The organism is Niastella populi, assembly GCF_002078015.1.
Classification (GTDB): Bacteria; Bacteroidota; Bacteroidia; order Chitinophagales; family Chitinophagaceae; genus Niastella; species Niastella populi.
Window position 1 is genome coordinate 245042 of sequence record NZ_LWBP01000254.1, and the last position, 17540, is coordinate 262581.

Here is a 17540-nt window from a genome sequence, read left to right on the forward strand (position 1 = left end):
TGCCCTGTTACAGGAATGTAAAAGGCCGTTTGAAAGAACGCCGCCATTAAACTTTTGACAGTAACAGGCTTCCCATGCAAAAAGAAATATGCGCAAGGGAATACTTTTAGGATTTATACTAATGGCCTGCTTTTACGAAAGCAATGCCCAGTATGGCCGTAGTTACGGCCGGGATCGCGAATACCGCCGCAGGCAGATCCGCGAGTTTCAAAACTTCAAACCGTCGCTCGATGTTTCCATTGGGTATGGCTTTCCCAATCTCGACAAATACTTACTTGCCGACTTCTACAATTATTATCAGGGCAGCACCACCCGGTCGGGGCCGGTAATAGCAAGCATCGATTACCGCTTTACACCCCGTATGGCCATTGGCGTAATGGTGAACTATGGGAAGGTGAGCAGGCCGTATTATAATTATTACACGGGCGAACAGGATTTTACCGGCAGTATAACCAACGCCGCGGTATTATTGAACTTTACGCGTTATATGGGCATGTCGCAAAAGATAATGCCATATACCCGTACGGCAATTGGCATCAATACCGGTGAAAGTAAATATTTGGCGGCTGATGGGTCAAAGGCTGCCGATACCGATGAGGGTTCTTCCCTGGCATACCAGGTTGGGTTGGGTGTTCAGTTCAACGCTACCAAACACGGCGGGTTCTTTGTTGAAGCGGGATATGGAAAATATATTGTGGCAGGCGGACTGAAGATGAGATTTTAGGCAATCGGCAATCGTGAAACGGCAAACCTCAGCGCGGCGTACGCCGGCAATCGGCTCGGATTTCGGGCGGCGCAAGAGCGTAAATAAATCCAAAATTTCGCGAGCCGTTTGCCGTTTCACGTCGCGAGGCCATTCACGATTCACGATTGCCGTTCACGATTTATTGAAGCACCGCGGCGCCTTCTTCAACCTGTTCTTTCAATTGTTTAATAGTCATATTGTACAACACACTGTGGCGGTTTTGTACCCGTTGCACCAGGTGCACGTGGGCTATAAAGTTTTGAACGATCGCAATCTTGTCGCTTGGTGTTACCACCAGTAGTTGCAGGTGAAGCTGTTTACAAAGCTCCATGAGGTAGGTCGCTTTTTCTTCGTCCTGGTTACTGAAGCTTTCATCCACCGCAATAAAGCGAAGGCTCCGGCTGTTCTTTCCTTCGCGGGTAATACCAAACTGGTAAGCGATAGCGCTACATAAAATGGTATAGGTGAGCTGTGCTTTTTCACCACCCGACAACTGTCCCATTTGCCGGTAGGTTTTCTTCAGTTCGTCGGTATTGCGGAATTTTTCATCTGCCCAGAACTCGAACCAGTTACGTACATCCATTACCTTATTACGGTAGCTTTCGTTTTTATCAAGTTCGTCTATCAGCGGTTGAACTTTCTGGGTAAAGTGTTTCGATTTTTCCTCGAAGCTGCTTTGCTGCCAGTTGGCAGCCTGCGGCAATGCATCGAGCAGGCGGGCGCGAAACTCTTTGATATCCGTTCCGGCTCCCACCGGTCTCTTACCTAACTGAATATAGGTATCGGGCAGGCGGTTGAAGTTAATGCCGCTTAACGATTGGTTCAGGCGGGTTACACTGTTATTGATATCGCGTTCCCATTTTTCCATTTCCTCGTTCAGTCCGCCGATCTTATACGTAATGGTGTCGTTGATATAACTTTCAAAATCACGTTTGTATTTGGGCAGGTTCTCGTGCACCAGTTTTGCCAGCCAGTCGATGTATTCATTGGCATAAGCCGCATCTTCGGGCAGGTGTTGCACATCGCCATCCCATTCGGGCGAGAACTTGCTTTTTAATTCTGAAGAAGGGTTCTTGATGCGGTTGATACATTTGTTCAGCTGTGTTTCTTCGCGGTGCAATTCGTCTTTTTGCTTTTCGTGCAGTTTTAATTTCTCCTGCTTCAGCCCTTCATAAATTTCATCGATGTTATCGAGGGTAATGTTCGACAGCAGGTTCGCCTGTTGTTGCTGAAACTGTAGCAATCCGTCTTTATCGGTTTCATTGATGTGCTGTAATAGCGGTAGTATGGCATCCTGTTGCTGCTGGTATTGCTCAGCACGGTCTTTCAACCGGGTCTCATCTATCAGCAGTTGGGCGCGTTGTTTTTCCGCTTCTTCTTTTTTCTGTTGAATATCCAGCAACTGCGCTTTTAAATTATCCAGCTCTTTATTGGCCTTGCGCAAACCGTTTATCTGTTCCTGCAGCTTGTGAATATCGCGTTGAACGCCGGCAATGTTCAGTTCGGCAAATCCTTTATGATCGCGAATACGGGTAATGGCATAGAATTGCTTTTGCAGCCGTTCATCCTTGCTTTTGCATTTATCAAGCGTTTCCCTGGCTTTCACCACCTGGTCGGCCAGCTGGTTGCGTTTCTTTATCAGGAATTCTTTTTTCTTTTCATTGTTCCAGCCCATCACGTACTTACCGGGGTCGTTCTTACCCGAACGGTCGTCTTTTTCATGGCGGCTTTTGTTTTTGATGAGGCCGTTCAGGGTAATGGCCTTGTCGTACCGGTCGAGCGCTTTTTCATCGTTGATACAAACGTGATCGTAAAACATAATGATCTGCTGCTCAACCCAGGCGCTTAGTTTGTTTTCAGAATAAAACTCCAGCTTATCGGCAACGGAGTCCTTTTCTGCATTCTGCATAATGGGGTTATCGGTAACATGATCATATACCAACCGTATACCAAGGTGGGTGTTGTTTACGTACCTGTTTACCTTTTTATAGTGTTTATCCGGTACCAGCAGCCGCAGGGCAAATGGGCGCAGTAGTTTTTCAAGTGCAGGCTGCCATTCCATTGAATCGGCGCGCACCTGCATCAGTTCGCCGCAAAAAGGAAGATCGTTCTGGTCGAGGTTCAGCGCATCGCAGATCTGTTTGCGAACGCTGATGAGGTTGGAGGGAATATTGTTTTTGCTTTGGATCAGATTGTTCAATTCATCTTCAATCTTCTTCTTATCGGCATCCCATTTGTCTTTATTACGTTTGGCCGTGTATTCATCTTCTTCATTGAGGCGTTGTTTGGTTTCCAGCTCAAGCCTTTTTCTGTTTACCTCTTTTATTATGCGGTTGTAAGCGGCTTCATCGCCAGGCGATTTTTCCTCAATATGCAATTCCTCGCACCAGTTCGTGAACTGCGCCAGGTTTTCGGTAGTTTCCAGTTTTTTCAACTCCAGTTCCTGTACTTCCTTTTCCAGGTTCTGCATACGTTGCCCGGCCTTGTTCTGATCTATCTGGTTCCTGATCACCCGCTCTTCTTCCTGCAGTTGGTCGTAAGTTAATTTTTGTACCTGCTGTTTTTGCTGAATATCTTTAATGGTGGCATTGCTTTCTTCAATGGCCTGTTGCAATAATTCATTGCGGGTGTAACTGTTCCAGATGCGTGCTGTTTGCAGCAATTGTTCCGATTGTTCTATTTCGCTTTTTAACGAGTTGTACGCTTTGTAGTGCTGTTCAACCGGGGTCAACAACCGGATCTGTTCTTCTGCTTTTTCAATATTGCGCTGGGCATCGAGCAGGGTGGCCAGGTGTTTTTTCAGGTCCTGGAACGATTCCTCCATATTGCGCGGCTCCAGCATGTGCATGCGAATAAACTCATCGAGGTTGCCCAGTACTTTTATCCCAACGGTTTGGTTGAACAGTTGTAAAGCCTGAACGCTTTGCATGCCGAGCACATGCACCAGTTGCTGGGCATATTTGCTGGCGGCATCGAACCATTCTATTTGTTTACGGGTGCCTTTGTTATAGCGTTGATCGAGCGATTTTTTCCATTGTCCGTTCAGGTCAAAAGGTTTGAAATCTTCATCTATGCGCAGCGGTTTATGGGCAATGCCAAAAAGCCTTTTCATATCGCCGCCTGTAAAATACCGTACCTGGAAAAGCGTCACTGTTTGCTCTGCTTCATTGGCAAAATGCGCCAGCAGAATGCTATAGGCTTCTTCTTTGTTCTCGCGCAGGTAAAGGGTTTTTAATGAACCGGTGCTTTCGCTGTTCATGGAGCCGTAACCACCCATTACATATGTTTCTTCGGTACGGTCGCCCTTTTTTTCACTGCCGCTGCTCTGGTTATAAAAGCGGTATTTCTTTTCCGGAACTATCAGGGTAAGCAGCGCATCCACAAAAGTGGTTTTGCCGCTGCCGTTGGCGCCGGTAAGCAAACTGGTTTCGCCCATTGGCCTGATGCTGTGAACCACATCATCGAATGTGCCCCAGTTGAAGATCTCCATGTATTGTAACCGAAAACCGCTTTTTTGACTATCAGTGCTGAAAACGTTTAACTGCATAATTGTTTACTCCTGGGTTTTGTACTACTGTTGCTCCTGCTGAACCGGCTGGTTTGTTTCTTTTTCTTCTTTATATCGTACCAGCTGCTGATAGAAATGGTCCAGGTCCTCGCTGCTTACTTTTGCTTTTATGATCTTTTTAATGCGGAATTTTTGTTCATCGGCGAGGTCGCTCGTTTCTGTTTTATCGATAAAGCCGTTTTCTTCGGCTTTATCAATCAGCCGGTCTATTTCTTTCAGGAACTTTACCCGGCTGGCATTTTCTTTAAAAAACAGTTCGGCGTACTCTTTTATTTCGCGCCGTTTTTTTATCAGCTCGCGGTTGGTGGCCTCGCCTACTTCAAACTCGGCCATCATTTCGCGCAGCAGAACAAGCATCACGCTTTCTTCGTAAGTAAGCGATCTTCGCTGGATCCAGCTAACCGGGTTCTCGTCTTCTTCAAACGGGTAATGTTTAATATAGGCATAACCATCCTGTTCGTCGAGTACAAGGGACAATCCCATTTGTAACAGGAAGCTGGTTAGCTCAACCTTGTATTGTATCAGCTTTTCCCAGGTGCTTTTCTCCACGTATTCAACCGGCCCCTTCAGCAGTTTTATAAAAACAGATGTATATGGTAATATTCTTTGCTGGCTGCTCATATCGGTTATTTGCTAAATAATAAATAAGGTACTTCTACAAATTTTGTGGCGGCTTCATTTATCGGTATATGCTCGCTGGTATTTTGGATCACCTGCACCCGGCTTGCCTTATCGCGCAGGAAACTGAAATAGCTCACAATTTCAGCAATGCCGTTCTCCAGCGGTTGTTGTTCCAGCACTTCTTTCAGGGTGGCGGTTTGTTTTTCTTTCAGTGCATACTCTACTTTTTGCCACAATCTTTTTTTATCTATGAACGTAGTGTTTACCATGCGGCTGAACCGTTCGGGATCTGCGATCTTTTCGCTGGCTGCTACCGGTTGTTTTACGGTTACCGTCGCTTTCTTTTGTTCAAACTGCAGCCTGCGTTCCATCAGCATTCTTATTTCAACCCCTTCGTCTATGGAAATGCCCGCCTTCACCTCCTCATCATCCATCAATTCGAAGATCAGTTCTTTGATATTGCCTATCTGGTGGCGTAACCGCTTATGCCGCGCGATTTCTTTTTCAGAAATAATGCGGCTGAGCTTTTCGGCCATTTTATCATTGGCGTCGTATACGCTTTTACCCTGCTCGAGCAGTAATGACTTTATGTTTTGAAGGAACTGTTCATCGGCCTCTATGCCGCGGTCTTTCAACAGGTCGAGCAACTGGGTTGTCAATTCCTTCCAGTCCTGCTGACCGGCCCGGGAAATAAGAAAGTCCCAGAACGCATAAAAGCTTTTGCCCTGGTTGCTGTTGCGCAGGGCGTCATAAGCTGCGAAGGCAAAACCTACGATGGCGCCTTTGTTCTGTTCCGCTTTTGTATGTTGCTCAACGATGGCGCGGTGAATTTGCTTGAAGTTGTCTTCCACTTCCCTGAAATCGCTGATAAGGTCATAACAGAGCCGGGTAAACAGTTCAAGCCGCTCCTGTACCTGCGAATTGCTATAGTTGGCCGGCGCCACGCCCAGTTCGATGGCTTTTATTTCCTTATCGATTTCGGCCCGGCGGTCTTTCAACATCTGCAATCGTTTCGGGCGGTCGTCTTCAGTTTTCTCAACTATATCCTGTAACGAATTGAACAGCAATTTGAACCGGCTTTCTGTGCCTACGTGGTTGCGCGCCTGCAGGGAAAGCAGCCATTGAAATACTTTTTCGGTATGGGCGCTCAACTGGTATTGTACATTGCCTTCGGCATCCTGCAGATCCTGCAAAATTCTTTTTTGCACCCAGTTTAGAATGTATTTACGGCTGCGGGTTTCTTCATCTTCCCCAAAGACGATCTTGGCTTCCTCAAAATCTTCGGTACCGTCTTCCTGGTGCGAAAGCGTTTCGGACAATAGTTGTATTAACGTATCCTCCTGTATTACAAACCTGTTATCTTCTTTATATACCTGGTATAGAAAGGGTAAATACCAACGGGCGCTCCGGGAGCGAAGCATTTGTACGGCGGGACTGGCGGTCAACAAATACAGTAAATCTTCCTGTTTCATATTCACAATTCCTGTACTGGTTCAGAATTAATACAGAGGGTCTAAAATAGGCCAATTTGACAAATTCCCTAATTTATATCTCCCCGTTCTGTGTATAAATTCTTCTCCTTATAATTTTTAATAATATTGTTGTATTTTGTTAATTTCCAGAAAGCTGTTTTCCGTAAACACTATGGGAAGTGCCAACCTGCGCTGCTTATGCCTACGCATGCAAATGGCGAAGAAATCCCCTACTACCACATCGATGATTTTTATGGCAATAATATCAGTGCGCGCACTACTTTTCTGAAACAGTTAACCGGGTACGTTAGCGATGGCTGGTTATACCCAGTTACATGATCGGTTGGTCACCGCAGGTGACAAACTGCATATATAAAATATAAACAGGGGGTTGGTTTTATCAACCGTTTTTCTCTATCTTACCAACCTCTAATTTGTAGCTTATCCCATGCGCCTTATAAAACAAAGTATTCTATATTTTAAAGAGGGTAATTCCGATAAAGTTTATGAGATCGACCTTTGCGATGTAGGTAATGATAAATATGTGGTGAATTTTCGTTATGGTCGAAGAGGTGCGAAATTAAAAGAGGGCAGTAAAACCCCGGTGCCGGTTACCCTGGCCGGTGCAGAGGAGATCTTTGGTGAACTGGAAAACGAAAAGATCTCTAAGGGATATACAGCTTCAGAAGACGGTGTTTCCTCCGTTCCAAAGGCCGCTCCATTCGCGCTGGCAACTGAAACAACCATTGGCGCCAGTTTTATGTCGTTACCGCCCGGCCGAACGAAAGGAATTCTGCAGCGATTATATAATGCCGTTCAGGGCTCCACCACCTCCTATAAGACAAAATGGAAACTTTCCCGTGTTATCTGGAAGGCCGGTGAATATAAAATACCCGAAGCGGCACAATATATTCTAAAGTTGTTCAACAACGGCGATGCCGTACATCAATACTGCGCTACCTGGGCGCTGGCGCGTTGCGGAAATGAAATAGCCATCCCGGCATTGCAACAAATCTTTAAAGAACATTCATCACCGGTGATCGGTAAAATAGCCGGTGCCGGTCTGTTACTGCTTTTAAAAGCACAGGCAAAGGAAGAGCATCTCCGTCACTATCTTAATTCTTTACCCGAACCAATAAAGGCCGCCATTGAAAACAACCAGGAAAAAGAACTGGCGGCCCTCGTTCAGGAAAGGATCGGTCAGCAACAACCGCAATACAACTGGCTCGAACACCTGTATCTTATTTCAACTGAGAAAAGATGGGTACGCCCCGTAGTAAAAAGCATATTGCAACAGGTACCGTTGAAGCCAAATTATTTCAAACATGTGCGGGCCGTTTATAAACAGGCCGAACTGCTTGATGATTTTGAAATATCGGCATTGCTTGTATTACGCTTTGAACGGGAGCGCGAAATGTTCGTTCATCATTTTACACTCAACAACGAACGCGGTGAAAATTATTTTGTTCATACCAACGGCTACGTTAATCCAAACAGGGAACTGAGAAAGCAGAACAGCCGCCTGGCTTATTCACAACGTACCCGCCGTTATTTACGCTACCGGGTTAACCGCAGATTGCAGATGTATGGCCACCTCGAAAGCGTAGATTATGTAAAGCTGGCAACCGGTATTCTGCTCTCCTATAACAGATCGACCGACTTTAAGGAAGCTTATACTACGTACGATTATAAATGGAATGGCCGCAACTATGCGCGTACCGAAATCCGGTTCCCGCAAAATGCGCATGCTTTTTTCCTGCATAAAATATTAAGCGGAGAGCATCCTGAACTGCTCCTGCTCAATAGCGGGATCTGGCGCATAAAAACAGAACAGGAATTGCTGGCCGCCAGGCCTGCACTGCAGTCGCCGGCCGGAAACAAAAAAGAGCATGGCGGATTGTTAAAAAAGATCTCCGGCATTTTTGGCAGGAAGAAGGAAAATGAGCAGGCGGTTCCCCAAAATAATGAAACACCGCAGGCTTCAACCGTAAATGAAAATGGCACACCCTTCCTGCATTTATGGAACAAACTGCCACAATCATATGTGCAATTGCTGATGGATGCGCAGCTCGATGAGATCCATGAATTCGCACAGGGCGGCCTTACCACGCATCCGCAATGGAACGAGATCAAATTGAAGCTGGACAAACATGCCTGCATAAGATTATTGCTTTCTCCCTTTGGTATTCCGGCTGCTTTTGGTTTGCAGCTGACTATAGAGAAATATGCCGGCAACAAGGCCGACCCCGACCTGGTGATCGCCCTCCTCAATTCACAGAATGCCGATGCCCGTAATAAAGGAAAGGAGTGGACGGCACAATACCAGGATGATTACCTGCAGCAAAGCGATTTCATTAACAACCTGATCTTTGCCGCCGACGCCGATATAGCTATTTGGGCAAAAGGCCTTATAAAGAAGGCCAGCCTTAGCAATGATGTCAGGAATGTAGTGGTTGGTAAGTCTATTGCACAATTGATGGCCATCATTGATTTTACGGTAGAAAATGAGCCCATCATCAAACGCGCATCAGACACCCTGCTTGAGTTGTTTGATGAGGAAGTGCAGCAGGTGCCGCTTGCCATCATAGCCGATCTGCTGCAGCATGAAGTTCCGCCCGTTCTTATATTCGGATTGAACCTGTTAAGAAAAAGAAAACGAAATGCCAACCTGCAGGAATTGAACAGGTCTTTGCTGTTTGGTTTATTGCAACACACTTATGCGCCGGTTCGCGATATGGGAGTGATATTGTTGAACGACATGCCGGAAGAAATTTTGTTGCAGTATGGCGGGGAGATCATCGCCAGCATTACCTCACCATATGAGAATGTAAGACGCGGACTGGCGTCGGCCATTGCCCGCATGGCGAAGAAAGACGGGCGCTTTGGTGAAAAAGCTGCCGACCTGTTAATGCCTTATCTCTTAAGAAAAGAAACCAGCGAAGGCTTACACGACGACATCAGCGCGCTTTTATGTAATGAGTTGAGCAACTACTTACACAATGCCAATAAAGAGCTTGCCCTGAATCTGCTGTATGGCAATTACGCCGCTGCACAGAAGGTTGGTATTGTAATACTTGAAAAATATACCGATCCCGCGCAGTTGACCATACCGCAGGTAATTGCATTGGGAGCCCACGAAAACCTGAATGTTCGGTTGTGGTGCCGGAAATTCTATAAAGAGCAGGTGCCCAGGATCAAATTCGAAAAAGACGCTGCGGTAAAACTGCTCGACAGCAAATGGATCGATACACGGCAGTTTGCCATGCAATATTTCAGGGAAGAATTCACCGCTGAAGACTGGACACCGGAAGCGCTGATAGCACTGGCCGATTCGGTTAAACCCGATATTGAAGCGTATGGCCGCGAACTGATCACTAAATTCTTCACCGGCGACCAGGGCCATAACTACCTGTTAAAATTAAGCCAGCATCCCAGCGAGAATATGCAGTTGTTCGCCACCAATTACCTCGAACGTTACGCTTCGGATGATGTGGAGAAAATTCAATCGCTTGAGTTTTATTTCCGTTCTGTTTTAACCAGGGTTAATAAAAGCCGCATCGCCAAAAACAGGATCTATCATTTCCTGTTGGTTGAAGGCCGCAAATCGGAAGCCGCTGCCAAAACGGTTGGGGCAATACTCACCGATGTTTCTGCCATTGCGGCCATTGGCGACAAAGCGAAATGTATTGAAGTGTTGTTGCAGTTGAAGTCGTTGTATGAAGTAGAGTCGCCGCTGGTGATTAAAGAAATTGAAGTAAGGAGTTGACAGGTTAACTGGTTAACGGGTTAACAAGGGGTTGAAAAGGTTATAAGGTTGACAGAGGTAATACAGTGCCTGGTTTTTACTTCTTAGCAGGTGGTTCGCCGCAGGGCACACAGATGTATTTATTTCGCATTTTAACAATAGCGATACCCGAAGGTTCGGAGTTTATTACCGACTCACGACTGCCGATTGCCGGTTTACGCGAGTGCCGGGGAATGAACGACCTTTTCACGAAAAACGAATCTGATCCTTTATAAAAAGTCATTCATGTTATTTAAATATAAATTCGCGGGAAACAGTACGGTAACCAGTACTTCGCAAAAGACGGGATTGTCGTTTGCGCCCGATACCCTGCGTGAAAGCGCCTGGTTTGTAGGCAGGCTGCACAAGAAGCTGTCATTCCGCGAAGCCATTTCGGCGCTGCACGATGTTGTAGTTAGTGATCTGCGGTTCAAACCAAAAGATAAAACCGCGTATAAAGAATGGGTGGCGCAGAATGAAGCCCTGTTCCTGGCTGAATATATGGCCGGCTATGATGCCAATGCTGCGAACAACCGCATAGAGCAGATAAAAGCGGAGTTAACCGACGTACGCACGCAAAAGGAAAAATTAATGGCTCCTTTTTATACGGCCCGCCAGAAATATTTCAATTATCTATACGAGAAGAACAGGGAAGCCTGGATTGTGCTTGACCCCGTTATTACCATTCACCCCGATGAATTGTTCTTTGAATGTTTCAGCCAGGATGAATCAACCTATGGTAAACTGGGTTGCAATTACAACGTATTCAAACAGCTCGATGACTATAAATGCGGTACAACCAATGTAGATTATTCTTCTGCACTGTATGAAGAGTTTCAGAAGATCCGTGATTATAAGGAAACGGAATTGAAAGTCGATCCCAGCGGGTTTACGGTTCAAACTACCCATGAGGAGCAGTATAAGGAAGTAAAGATCGATCTGCCCGATAGCTGGGTACGTGGATTTTTACAGGTAAGCAGCGCTATGACTCTGCCCACCATTCAGTTCGACCTGCACCCGATGGATATTTACAACATCTGTTTAATGCTGCGCCGATTCAAAGAAAAAAGAGGTCCGCGCTCATTGCGATATGTGCTGGAGCCCGGTCAACCGGTAAAGGTGATACTGGAACCCTGGGGTAAGGAAATTATCTGTGCGCGCAGTATTTATCAGGGCCCGGCCAAACAGGAAGTAAGAACATGGGGAAGAAGAAGGTTGCTGATACTGGAAAGGCTGATCCCTGTTGCTAAAAAGTTTACGGTTCATTTGCTGGGCACCGGTTTGCCTTCGTTTTATATAGCCGACCTCGGTGATATGAATTTTACGCTGGGGTTGAGCGGCTGGACCGCCAACGACTGGAGCCACGCAGGCAACTTTGATCTGCTGGCGCCAAGGCTTGCGGTTGATGATAACATTAAGGCAAAAGTATTTACCGCCATTCAGCAGGACTGGTTTGGAACGTCGCAGCAATTTGCGCAGAAGCTGCATCTCGAGCCTGCACAGGTATCAGGCGCATTGAGCGCGTATACGCAGGCCGGTCGTGTTATTTATGACTTGAACCGGAACGTTTACCGCTTACGTGAACTAAGCCGTGAACCATTACCGTTCGATAAACTTCGCTTCGATAACCCGCGTGAGGAAATGGCGGCTGAATTGTTAAAAGCAAACGAGATAACATTCAATTCAGAGGTGCTGGCCGATGGAAGTACCCGGTTGACCGGTACGGTGAAAGCTACACGCAAAACCTACAATACGCAATTGCTGGTAGATGCCGATGAAAAGATAAGATCGGCCAACTGCGATTGCAGTTATTATATTGAAAATAAATTATACAAGGGGCCTTGTGAGCACATGCTGGCCATTCGCCAGTCGTTTAACAAAACAAGGATAACGGAAGGGTTTAAATGAAATGGAAATTTCAGGACTTAACGCTGCTCTTCGAAACCGGAACCTCCTGCAAAGCTGCCATAGATTTTGAGATGCGGGCAGGAGCCTTAGGCGTTCTGCGTTTTCCGTGAATAAGTAATAAAAAAAGAACCCTGAATTATTTAGAAATTAAAAAATAGGAATCTATATTTGTTAACCGCATTTCGTGTTCTTTGACAGAGGGGAAATAATTACATGCACCTTGCTTCCGAAAGGAAAGAGCGATGTTTCGTCGCTCATGCAACATGAATATTTCATGCATCACCAAATGTAATCTTTACTATGGCATATAGGTACCAGTGTACTATTTTCAGTACCGGCACTATGTGCCTAAATAGTACACTGGTACCCATATGCCTTGCGTTGATTAATCTGGTCACCGGTGTGCACGAAGGCAGCATGTTTCTCCTCTGTCAATACATGATCTCTTTTCTTCACCAACATGGCACACAAAAACATTCGTCAGGAGTTATACGACCGCATCCGCGAAAGTTCAAAAGATGAAGTGGTTCTGGAAGAAATGAAGCGTATGGGCTTTTGGTCAAAAAATGAAGGCGGGCCAGCCGTTCCTGAGCTTTTGATAAAAAAAGAAAGCGAGCTGAACAAAGAGCTCAACAAACTGTATGAAGAAAAGCGCCGGTACCAGAACAGGGAAGCCGTATTGAAAGAAATGCGCCAAAAACGGATGGCCGAAGCGCGGTTGAAACGCGAGGAAAATAAAAAGAAAAAAGAACAGGAACGTTTCAATAAAGCCGAAGCCTGGAAAGAACAAAAGAAAAAAGAGATCATTTATCTTGGTGAAGGCGTATCCGTTGGGCTGAATAATATCGATAACAACCTGGCCGCTTTACAAAAGCACAACCTGCCGGTTTTCAATAATGAAAATGACCTCGCCAACGCAATAGGCATTCCCTTAAAAGAACTGCGTTTTTTGTCTTACAACAGAAGCGTATCTACCGTATCGCATTACCGTAAGTTTTATATTCCTAAAAAATCGGGTGGCAAAAGACTGATCTCCGCGCCCATGCCCCGGCTGAAACAGGTTCAATACTGGATCCTGGAAAATATCCTGAACAAAGTGGCTGTTCATGCTGCAGTTCACGGATTTGCATTGCAACGTTCTATCATCAGCAATGCGCAGCCGCATGTTGGCAAAGAGGTTGTGCTGAATGTAGATGTAAAAGATTTCTTTCCCTCTATACATTATAAAAGAGTAAAAGGGCTGTTACAGCATTTGGGCTATTCCGAAAAGATAGCGGTGATCCTTGCATTGCTGTGTACTGAAGCGGTTACTGAAGAAGTAGCGATCGATGGCAGGAACTATTTTGTTCAAAAAGGCAACCGGGTATTGCCACAGGGCGCGCCAACCAGTCCGGCCATTACCAATATTTTATGCTACCAGCTCGATAAGCGGCTGCAGGGTTTGGCAAACAAGGGCCAGTGTAGTTTTACCCGTTATGCCGATGATATAACTTTCTCCTTTAACGATCCCGGCACCAATGCCCAACAACTGGTATGGCGCATAAAGAAGGTGCTGGCCGATGAGGGGTTTACTGTGCATCCTGAGAAGATCCGCATCATGCGAAAAGGAACGCATCAGGAAGTGACCGGTGTGGTGGTAAATGAAAAGCTGGGTTTGAACCGTAAGCAACTTCGCCGGTTCAGGGCCGTGCTTCACCAGTTGAAAACAAAAGACGCTGCAGAACTGAAATGGGGCAATGATAACCTCGCCAGTGCGGTAACGGGTTATGCCAATTTTGTAAAGATGGTAAAACCGGCGCAGGGCGCTGCTTTGCAGAACCGGATCGCCGCATTGCTGCAAACAAACCGCCTGCAGTATGCGTCAACAGTGACCGGCGCACCAAAAAAGAAGGATCCAACTCCACCGGCCAATAATAGCGCTGACCCGAAAAAAGAGGATGATAAACCCTGGTGGAATGTGGTGTAACCAGCGATAACTAAACCAACTAAAAAAAGAAGCGTCCCGCCACCGGCGGGACGCTTCTTTTTTTTGGGGGGTGGGTCGCCTGCCATCTGGCGCACGGCTCCCCTTGTTTACAAATATTTCTAATGTTTGAGCTTTATGAGCCTGATGGTTTCCTTACTATTGCCCTGTTTTACTTCGAGATAATAAATGCCGGGCACATAATTGTTGCCAAGGAAGAACAAGCCGGTTGAAGGCAGGCCATTCCTGGTTTCAATCAGTTTGCCCGCGTTGTTTATAACAGCTATGCTGAGTGGCTTAGGCGATGTACTCAGGGTCATGATGATGAACTGACCGGGTGAAGGGTTCGGGAATGCCTTCACGGTGAGGATACCTTCATTTTCGCCAGGGAATAGCGGAACATTGATCTTAGTTGAAGCGGTACTGTTATTTCCTGCACTATCGGTAGCGGTAATGGCAATGGTGTATACACGCTCTTTGTTAATGGCGGTGCGTTCTGCGCGGAGTTTAACGTGATGTGCGTCAATGATTACCCAGTCGGGTTCATTGTTCCGATAGCTATCGGGATCGTTGCTGGTAACCGCCAGTGAGCTGGTAACACCGCCGCAATTATCAGTTAAGGTATAATCGATGGTAACATCGCGTAGTTTATGATTGGGTGGCCACAATTGCGCCGGCGTGGCGGTTACATTGGTGATCAGCGGACTTTCTGTATCGTTCACTACAACCGTATAACTATACGTTGCAGTATTGCCGGCATGATCGGCAACCGTCCATGAAACCAGCGTTGCGCCTTTTGAGAAGATCACACCACTTAATGTGTTTGATGAAACAGGTGCGGAAATAACACCATTGGTTGTAAGTGTATAACTGATCAGCAGGCTGTCGTCGCAATTATCAGAAGCGGTGATATCCAGTTGATTGCCGGCTGTAAACGAACAGGAAGCTGAATCTGTTGACAATATAATAGTACCGCCGTTGGCAACTGTAAGTACCGGTGCGTTGAGAACAGGTGTTTCGTGGTCAACTGTCGTTACCAGGAAGCTGCAGGTGTCTGCATTGCCGCCCGCATCGGTAGCTATCAGGGTCACTGGAATTCCCTGCTGACCGTTTATAATAGTGCCGGCAGCGGGTAATTGTGTTATAGTAACCGGCGATGAGGCCTGCACTGCTGCAAGTTGCGTAAAGTCGGGCAGTATAGCCGAGCAGGAAGTGTTCAACACCAGCAGGGTATCGGGCTGGCAAACGATATCAGGCGCCAGGGTTGAAACCATGTTGGCGGCCACGCTCTCATTGTGAAAACGGTCGGTAGTGGTAACGGTATAATAATAGGTGCTGTCGGGTGAACCTGACCGGTCGGTATAACCGGTAGTATCGTTAACGGTAATGTGGAGGATGTTTTCGGCAAGGCTGGTATCAATAACCGGGTTGGTTGAACGATAGATCACAAATTGCCAGGCCTTGTTCATTTCATCGGTTGTAACCGGGTTGATCCATTTTAATACTACAGAGTCATGGGCGTATTTCACGGCGGTTAAACTGGATGGTTTGTCGGGGGCAATGCTATCGCGCCAGGGCATATTGGGCACCAGGGCGGGTTTGTTATAAAAGAACAGCCGGAGCGAATCCCTGAAGCCCAGTTTGGTAGTGCTGCGCAGGCTGTTGGTATTGTATACGGCGGCGCCATACACATTACTGAGTGAGCGGTTCAGCCGTACCTCATTCGGGATCATGGATGGGTTGGCCCAGTTGGCGCCCTGTGCGGGATCATTTACTTTATAACCTGCCAGGCCAATATAAATATGGCGGCCAAAGGCATTGTTATTCCACCAGGGAACAACAACCGCATAATTGGCGCCCGGTTGGCCAATGTACCAGTATACCTGCGGGCATAGGTAGTCGACCCAGCCCATCTGGATCCACTTGCGGGTATCGGCATACAGCGAAGTGTAATGCTCGAGGCCGCTTGTGGCAGACCCGATGGCGGGATTGGTGCTATTGCGATAGATGCCTGAGGGCGATACCCCGAACTTTACCCAGGGTTTTATGGTTTTGATGCTGTCATATACACGGGAGATCAAAAGGTTCACATTGTCGCGGCGCCAGTCGGCCTTTACGGTAAAACCACGGGGATCATTGGCATAGCTGGCGCTGTCATTGATAGGTGTTACCCCGGCGCCCGGCGGTGAGGGGTAGAAATAATCGTCGAAGTGAATACCGTCGACATTATAACGGTGCACAATATCTGTGATAACACTCGTAACATAATCACGAACCGCAGGCAAACCGGGGTCAAGGATGCGCAGGGTACCCTGACTTAACAACCACTCGGGATGCGTTTTGGTAACGTGGCTGGCGGCAAAGGAAGGAATGTTGTTCGAGTTGCCGGCAGCCCGGTATGGATTGAGCCAGGCATGAAATTCAATGCCGCGCTTATGGCATTCTTCAATGGCGAACTGCATAGGGTCCCAGTACGGATCGGGCACTTTACCCTGTGTACCGGTAAGGTCGGCCGACCAGGGCTCGATGCTGCTGTTGTACATAGCATCGCACTGGCTGCGAACCTGTATGAACAGTGATGTAAGCCCGGTAGCTTTGTGATGGTCGAGAATGGTGAGTAATGCGGCGCGTTGCTGTGCTGGTGTTTGGGTGCGGTTGGGCCAGTCGATATTTGAGTAAGTGGCAATCCAGGCGCCCCGGAATTCGCGTTTGGGCGCATTTTGTGCAAACCCAACAACACATAGCATGCAAGTCGCATAAACAGTTAGTAGATTTTTTAACATGGTAGGTTAATTTTGCAGGTATCGCCGAATTTACAGCCTCTGTTGCAAAAGCCTGCGATATTTCGGGACTTTATAGCCGCAAAAAGCTGCAATACAAGGCATTTAATAATTAATTCATACGGTGTGTTATTTTTGCCGGGCAGGCAATCGTTTGCGTTGCGCCGGTAAAGCGGCAATGAATAAGTGAAAAGAAAAAAGGAAACAGATAATTATGCAGCGGAAAAAAGTAGATGTAGACGTTATTAAAGATATACTGGAAGCGTTGCTCGAGGCGCAGCCACATTCTACGTTTGTGCAAAGCCTGTATATGCAGTACCAGGAACGCGGCGGTTTAAGTAAGAAACAGCTGGAAGGATTATATAATAAATCGCTGAAGGTAAAAACAATTCCCACCGGTAAACTGGCAACACTGGAAGCGGTGATCCTGAAACGGCCTACCCGTTATAAATCGACGCCGCCGCCGCCCAAACCGATGTATGAGAAGGATGAACGTATTGGGCAAATGATGGAGGCCATTCTGGCCAAATATCCCCAGCACAAGCGGGTGCTTTTCCTCAAATCGAAATACGACAATAACGAAACGCTGACACCGGCGGAAGTGTTGGAGGTGGAACGGTTTACGAAAGTATTGAAGTAGTTTGTGGTTTGTTGTTTATGGTTTGTGGTTATTTTATTCGGTCAGGCTGTTTGCATTTC

10 protein-coding genes are annotated in these 17540 nt (G+C 46.7%); 6 read left to right on the forward strand and 4 right to left on the reverse strand.

All coding sequences use genetic code 11. From position 1 onward, the window contains the following. The first annotated feature begins 88 nt into the window (after positions 1-88). The gene (locus A4R26_RS33820) at positions 89-724 is read left to right on the forward strand and encodes a hypothetical protein (RefSeq protein ID WP_133054864.1); all 636 of its coding nucleotides are present in this window, start codon (positions 89-91) and stop codon (positions 722-724) included. A 160-nt stretch (positions 725-884) separates the two neighbouring features. Here A4R26_RS33820 and A4R26_RS33825 read toward each other — a convergent pair whose 3' ends face one another. The 3 genes from A4R26_RS33825 to A4R26_RS33835 are packed head-to-tail and all read right to left on the reverse strand — an operon-like array spanning position 885 to position 6406. Next, positions 885-4292 (reverse strand): ATP-binding protein, encoded by a 3408-nt coding sequence (locus A4R26_RS33825; RefSeq protein WP_081171543.1) that lies wholly within the window; start codon positions 4290-4292, stop codon positions 885-887. A gap of 24 nt (positions 4293-4316) precedes the next feature. Then, entirely contained in the window at positions 4317-4934 is a 618-nt protein-coding gene (locus A4R26_RS33830) for a DUF4194 domain-containing protein (RefSeq protein WP_081171545.1), read from the reverse strand. Between the two features lie 5 nt (positions 4935-4939). Continuing rightward, on the reverse strand, positions 4940-6406 hold the full coding sequence (locus tag A4R26_RS33835) for a DUF3375 domain-containing protein (RefSeq protein ID WP_081171547.1): 1467 nt from the start codon (positions 6404-6406) through the stop codon (positions 4940-4942). 198 nt (positions 6407-6604) lie between these two features. Between A4R26_RS33835 and A4R26_RS35305 the strand changes: the two genes are divergently transcribed. From A4R26_RS35305 to A4R26_RS33855, 4 genes are all read left to right on the forward strand, one after another. Continuing rightward, on the forward strand, positions 6605-6745 hold the full coding sequence (locus A4R26_RS35305; protein WP_165760510.1) for a hypothetical protein: 141 nt from the start codon (positions 6605-6607) through the stop codon (positions 6743-6745). Between the two features lie 109 nt (positions 6746-6854). Continuing rightward, positions 6855-10172, forward strand: coding sequence for a hypothetical protein (locus A4R26_RS33840; protein WP_081171549.1), 3318 nt, complete (start codon positions 6855-6857; stop codon positions 10170-10172). A gap of 264 nt (positions 10173-10436) precedes the next feature. Next, positions 10437-12098, forward strand: a complete 1662-nt coding sequence (locus tag A4R26_RS33850; protein WP_081171553.1) for an SWIM zinc finger family protein — start codon at positions 10437-10439, stop codon at positions 12096-12098. Between the two features lie 460 nt (positions 12099-12558). Next, positions 12559-14064: a reverse transcriptase family protein gene (locus A4R26_RS33855; protein ID WP_081171555.1), complete on the forward strand. Its 1506-nt coding sequence runs from the start codon at positions 12559-12561 to the stop codon at positions 14062-14064. 119 nt (positions 14065-14183) lie between these two features. Here A4R26_RS33855 and A4R26_RS33860 read toward each other — a convergent pair whose 3' ends face one another. Continuing rightward, entirely contained in the window at positions 14184-16808 is a 2625-nt protein-coding gene (locus tag A4R26_RS33860; RefSeq protein WP_165760511.1) for a family 10 glycosylhydrolase, read from the reverse strand. A gap of 247 nt (positions 16809-17055) precedes the next feature. On the opposite strand from A4R26_RS33860, the gene A4R26_RS33865 reads away from it, so the two are divergent. Further along, positions 17056-17481, forward strand: coding sequence for a hypothetical protein (locus tag A4R26_RS33865; protein ID WP_081171559.1), 426 nt, complete (start codon positions 17056-17058; stop codon positions 17479-17481). Positions 17482-17540: the final 59 nt, after the last annotated feature.